This is a genomic window from Bacillota bacterium, from assembly GCA_033549065.1.
In the GTDB taxonomy this organism is placed as follows: Bacteria; Bacillota; Dethiobacteria; order DTU022; family DTU022; genus JAWSUE01.
This window is the reverse complement of the sequence record JAWSUE010000028.1, coordinates 1-5572: the sequence shown is the minus strand read 5'-3', so window position 1 is coordinate 5572 and position 5572 is coordinate 1. Positions and strand designations below refer to the sequence as shown.

7 protein-coding genes are annotated in these 5572 nt (G+C 43.6%); 6 read left to right on the top strand and 1 reads right to left on the bottom strand.

The window, feature by feature from the left end; genetic code table 11:
- On the bottom strand, window positions 1-284 hold a 284-nt coding region (locus SCJ97_11455), incomplete at its 3' end, for a metal-sensitive transcriptional regulator (protein MDW7740649.1).
- A 406-nt stretch (window positions 285-690) separates the two neighbouring features.
- On the opposite strand from SCJ97_11455, the gene lgt reads away from it, so the two are divergent.
- From lgt to SCJ97_11425, 6 genes are all read left to right on the top strand, one after another.
- Window positions 691-1446, top strand: a complete 756-nt coding sequence (gene lgt / locus SCJ97_11450; GenBank protein MDW7740648.1) for a prolipoprotein diacylglyceryl transferase — start codon at window positions 691-693, stop codon at window positions 1444-1446.
- Window positions 1443-1634, top strand: coding sequence for a hypothetical protein (locus SCJ97_11445; protein MDW7740647.1), 192 nt, complete (start codon window positions 1443-1445; stop codon window positions 1632-1634). Before lgt ends, SCJ97_11445 begins: the two co-directional genes overlap by 4 nt.
- A gap of 83 nt (window positions 1635-1717) precedes the next feature.
- Window positions 1718-4051 carry a hypothetical protein gene (locus tag SCJ97_11440; protein ID MDW7740646.1) on the top strand — a complete coding sequence of 778 codons (2334 nt, stop codon included), beginning with the start codon at window positions 1718-1720 and terminating at the stop codon, window positions 4049-4051.
- Window positions 4052-4291: 240 nt separating this feature from the next.
- The gene (locus tag SCJ97_11435; GenBank protein MDW7740645.1) at window positions 4292-4489 is read left to right on the top strand and encodes a hypothetical protein; all 198 of its coding nucleotides are present in this window, start codon (window positions 4292-4294) and stop codon (window positions 4487-4489) included.
- Between the two features lie 85 nt (window positions 4490-4574).
- Window positions 4575-4790: a hypothetical protein gene (locus SCJ97_11430; protein ID MDW7740644.1), complete on the top strand. Its 216-nt coding sequence runs from the start codon at window positions 4575-4577 to the stop codon at window positions 4788-4790.
- Between the two features lie 66 nt (window positions 4791-4856).
- The coding region (locus tag SCJ97_11425) for a copper ion binding protein (protein ID MDW7740643.1) at window positions 4857-5572 on the top strand (716 nt) is incomplete at its 3' end.

Genomic DNA, 5572 nt, shown 5'->3' with positions numbered 1-5572 from the left:
CTCTCTTTTTCCACTATAGCCGTGCTAACACACCCCTTGGTATGATCTTCGAGGATTAACATAGCCAGGCGAGCCATGGCCATTCGGGCAGCAGCGATCTGATTCAGCACATCAACACAATAACGTTCTTCATCAACCATCCGCTGGATACCCCTGACCTGCCCTTCCACCCTTCTTAATCCAACAAGAATCTTTTTTTTATTCTCCTGATAGCTTCCGTGATCAACCTGATGGCAAGCCTCGTCGTTGCAAAATTCATCGCCAGCTATATTCTCATTAGTCATAACCGCTCTCCTTTTATTTTGCCTCATGCAAGTTCGGATTTTCATTGCCAGGTGTAAATATATGTTTTTATAACTGAAGGTGCTCTAGCCTTTTAGCAATAAATCTTCAAGCAAATTCTACCCCCCGGGGGGTATATTGTCAAGGTGAAAGTTGCTCATGCTTCCATTATTAACTCTTACTTATATCTCCGGCTCTCTGTTGGCCTGGAGGATCCGGCAGATGTTATTGAAGACCTATAAGAAGCCCATGAGGCTTAAGGATATAAAAGAAAATCTTCGTTTTCAACCCGGAGGCGCCAATTTATTTAAAATAACTGCTTGACAACATACCAATACGGGGTATATGATACCCAAAACAATACCCTGCTAGAGTATACTTGCAGGGTTAAAAAATTATAGATGGAAGGTGTTTAAAATTCTTCTAAACTATCTTGAACCAACATACCATCTGGGACCTATTACCTTGCACCTCTTCGGAACCTTTTTAGCCCTGGGCATATTAATAGGGCTCCTGCCGGCAAAACGCCTGTCTTTGGAAAAAGGAATAAATAGTGATTATTTTTATGGAACAGTAATTGCCTCTATCATTGGCGGCATTGTCGGAGCACGACTTTTGTCCGTTGCCCTCAACCCGGCTTCTTATCTGGATAATCCACTATCCGTATTCGCCCTGAACCAGGGGGGATTAGCATATTTTGGAGGGCTGGCCGGGGGAGCTCTGGCTGCTTTTATTTATACCAGGAAATACCGGATCAACTTATGGATTATGGCGGATATTATCGCTCCAGCCCTGGCGTTGGGTGAGGCAATAGGTCGCCTGGGATGCGATGTTTACGGTTATGCTTCCACCCAGGCGCCGTTTCCCAGGATCGTAAACGGCATTGCCTATCACAATATTCCACTTTATAATTCTCTGGCCACTTTGGGCATATTTGTTGTCCTCTGGTATTTGCGTGACAAAGTATCCCGCGGACAACTGTTTTTGCTCTACCTATTGATGTACGGGGTAAGCAGAACTTTTATCGACTATTTTCGCGGCGATCAAGTATTTATTTCGCTTTTCAATTCAGCTCAACTTGGGAGCCTGGGCATAGCAGTATTAGCCCTCGTCCTGTTTTATAGCAGGTTTAATCCCACCCAAATCTGGAGGAAAAATCAATGAATGAAGATAGAAAAACAGGATTTTTTGATCAGTATAAAACAATAATCTTATACCTGATACCCGCTGCTTTGCTCGCCTACTATTTAATCAGCAGGGGAATAATTGAAAACGGGCTGTGGCTCTTCCCAGCAATCTGTCTTCTAATGCATTTTTTTATGATGAAGGGAATGCACGGTAAGGGACACTAGCTAAAGCTACAATGATTAAACCCGCTCACTAAATAACCAGGTCATTTAACGGTGATTAACATAATTCGATTGGAGGCAGCATGATGCCCAAAGAAAAAAACATAATACCACTTTTGATGGTATCTGTATTCTTTATATCTTTCTCGACTCTTTTATTTGAGTTAAGCGTAATCCGATTATTTTCTGTTTTGTTGTGGTACCACTTTGTCTTTATAATTGTATCGATCTCCATTCTCGGTCTGGGAATCGGAGCCCTGTTACTATTTAAAACCAGTTTAAAATTACGGGCTGATCGGTATGGAACAAAAGAGTTGGCTCTCTATGCTTTTATTCTTGCAGCCGCTATTCCACTTTCGGTTCTGGCTATTTTGTTTTCCCCATTTCCAGACTTTTTATTCGGCTATATCGCCGCACTCCTGATTCCGTTTATTGCAGCTGGAATCTTTCTGTCGGCAGTATTTTATCTTTACGGTAAAGAGTCGCAAAGACTCTATTTCGCCGATCTGATTGGCGGCGGTTTAGGGAGCCTTGCTGTTCTTCCTTTGCAGTCAACTCTTGGAGCGATAAATACTGCCCTGCTGGTTGCGGTTATTCCCGGAACTATCAGTTTGCTAATATTCCTGGCTGCTGCTGAAAAGAGAAAAGCCCTGCGCAGCGCAGGGTTGGTAGCAGTTATCGCTGTTTTTGCTTTATTGAGTATCAACGGTGATTTTATAGAAAACCGTTTTCTTGAAGGTTATGGAAGCACCAAAACACTGTTCAGTCTGGTCGCCGAAGAAGAACACGAAATAGTATATACGGAATGGAGCACTTTTGCCCGGACTGATGTTGTTAACTCCACCGATGATTCTTCAGTCAAGTATATCTTCACTGACGGTGGCGCCACATCGGAGATGATCCGCTTTGATGGCAACCTTCAATCGATAGAATACCTGAAAAATGACATTTCTTATTTCCCTTTCACCTGGGGCAATGCCGATTCGGTGCTGATTATTGGCTCCGGAGGAGGTAAAGACATTCTGCTTTCCCTTCTAGGCGGAGCATCGGAAATCACTGCTGTTGAGATAAACCGGAGCATTATTAATGCTGCTCGAAACTTCTCTGATTATAACGGTCACATCTATGACCGCGATGATGTCCGGGTAGAGATTCAGGATGGCCGCCACTTTGTAGAAACCACCCAAAACAAGTTTGACTTGTTATATCTTCCGCTCGTATACACTCAGTCTGCCGGCCGGGTTGGTTATGCCCTTACCGAAAATTATGTTTTTACCATGGAAGCCTTTGAAGTATATATGGAACGTTTAAACCCGGAAGGACGCCTGGCTTTCGTGCTACATGACATGACTGATTTATCACGCGCGATGGTAATGATTTACCAGCTTTTTCTCGATCAAGGCCTGAGCCCGCTGGAAGCTGTCCAGAGAATGGTTGTTGCCCATACTCCATCGCCAATGGGTGATTACGCTCCGAGTTTTCCGGTTTTAGTTGTCCGTAACGAACCTTTCACCGCATTTGAAATTGATGAAATATACAACAATTCTCTTAACATGGGGATGACACCATTTTACCTGCCGGGCCATTTTGAGCCGCTGTTTATTAACAGCTTGGTGACAGGTGAAAATACGGTAGCCACCCTTCAAACCGAATTTCCCTTCGATATCAAACCGTCTACAGATAACAGCCCGTTTTTCTACAATACCGATCTAGGATTACCTCAATCCCTGAGCACCCTGCTTCTTGTAGTCAGCATTGTAGCCGGAATTGCCCTGATCTATCTTTTAACGAGAAGGCGCAGCTTGCCGGGCAAGAAGCGAAACAAGCCGAAGCCCTGGTGGCCGGTAGTAATTTTCCCTGCACTGGGAATTGGTTTCATGCTGGTTGAAATCACCCTAATCCAAAAAATGATCCTTGTCTTTGGCAATCCGACCCTGGCTTTTTCCATTCTGCTCTTTATTCTCCTGATTAGCAGTGGGTTGGGCAGTTATTGGGCTTCACGGATTACGCCCTCCAGGCTGCCGGTAGTGATTAGCTTTGCAGCCGCTACTGTGGCGCTTGGAGGAATCATATACGCCGTAACTCTCGGCAGCGTGGTAAGCAGTTTGTTTGCACAATCACTGCCTGCTACTATTATATTGGTCCTGCTGATTACTACACCAATGGGATTGGCCATGGGCATACCTTTCTCCAGCAGTTTAAGGCTGCTCAGAGAAATAGATCGAAAAGATATCCCCCTGGCCTGGGGAATTAACGGAGTGATGTCTGTTATGGGCTCAGCCCTGGCAGTAGCTATCGCTATGCAGTTTGGCTTTTCGGCAGCTTTTACTGTTGGGGCGCTGTTCTATATGGTAGTAGCCGTGGTTTCCTATACCAGTCGTTCAGAAAATTTAGCAGTGGAGAGTAGAAAGCAGGGTTGATGGAGCTGCAAATACCAGATTAAAATATTTCAATTATGCTAAACCTTATGCTTCCTAATATGGCATTTAGAACAGAAAACACTTTTTTATTTTGGTAAAACCTATTGATTCTATAAAAAAAAAGAGTGTATAATGTTTTCAAGATACCCTGTAGGGGTATAACATAATAGTTGGAGTTTACTACTTCATTTAAAGGAAGGAGTGTGAATTTTGAAAAAGCTAATTTTGAAGGTAACTGTATTGGCAGTTCTGGTCATAGCGGGCACAACAGTTCTGGCCCAAGGAAGTAACGGAGCATTCAGCTTTAATAGCATGCTCCCTGTGATGCAAGAACATCACCCCGATTGGTCTAAAGAAGAGTTAAGAGACATGTACGAATTCTGCCACGGGGAAGATAGAGATACGAGAGGAGAAACCGGCTCGAGAATGGGAATATAATGTAAACCTCCTATTACGTACGGAATCTTTTAGGAACCCTGGAGAGCTACTGCTCCCGGGTTCCTTTAGTTATAGGATGTTTGTGTTGAGTCTAGTTTATAAACCCCGCAACTCCATTGACTGGAGAAATATGGGTGCCATAGGCGCCTTTGTGGTGGCCTTCACCGCTCCCAGGAACGGAGCTAAAAAAGAGCACAGCTGCGAATCAGCCAATGTTACAGCCATGATCAAAAATAAATATTTAAAAGTAGTAAATTACCTATACGCTTGGGAAAAAGAAAAATATTGCAAAGGGTCTTAGTATCTGTTAAAATATACTCATGAGGGGTATATTGAGCAAGGTTAAGATAAAGGGAGGTATGATCCAGTGAATAACCCGAAAGATGAAGTCAATACCGCAAAAACGGTCATTAATTTAACCGGAATGACCTGCACCACCTGCGCAAGCACAATCGAAAAAGCGCTGCAAAAAGCTGAAGGCGTGCTTTCTGCTCAGGTAAATTTTGCAATGGAAAGAGCATATATTGAATATAAACCTGCTGTGATAAGCGAGGAAATCCTGCTCGAGATAATTAACAAGACCGGCTATCAGGGAGAACTATCCGAAGTTGATTCGACAACCGGCAGTTTCAATATTTCCGGAATGACTTGCAGCAGCTGCGCCCAGAGGATTGAAAAGAGTTTAAACTCAAAAGAAGGCGTTGCTGAAGCAAGTGTTAATTTTGCTGCTGAGACTGTCATGGTTAAGTACAACCCCGTAAAAGTTTCACTTGCCGAACTGAAAAAAACCGTGCGTGATACCGGTTACGAAATATACGAAATTGATCGCGCTGAAGAAAAAGATCATGAAATGGAGAAAATGGCCCATGCCGCCCGACGGATGTGGTTCGCCATATCTTTTTCCGCTCCGATCATGATTTTGATGATTATTCATATGTTCCTCATTGAGATACCATACTATCTGCCAATTATCTTCATCCTCGCCATTCCGGTCATTTTCTTCGCCGGTTGGGAAACACATGTGGGCAGTTTTAAGTCTGTTAAAAACTTAAGCCCCAATATGGACACCCTCGTATCAATGGG

What these genes read in the sequence shown, in the direction of transcription:
- SCJ97_11445 (MDW7740647.1), top strand. Translation starts at nt 1,443, where the DNA reads ATGAATGAAGATAGAAAAACAGGATTTTTTGATCAGTATAAAACAATA.
- SCJ97_11440 (MDW7740646.1), top strand. Translation starts at nt 1,718, where the DNA reads ATGCCCAAAGAAAAAAACATAATACCACTTTTGATGGTATCTGTATTC.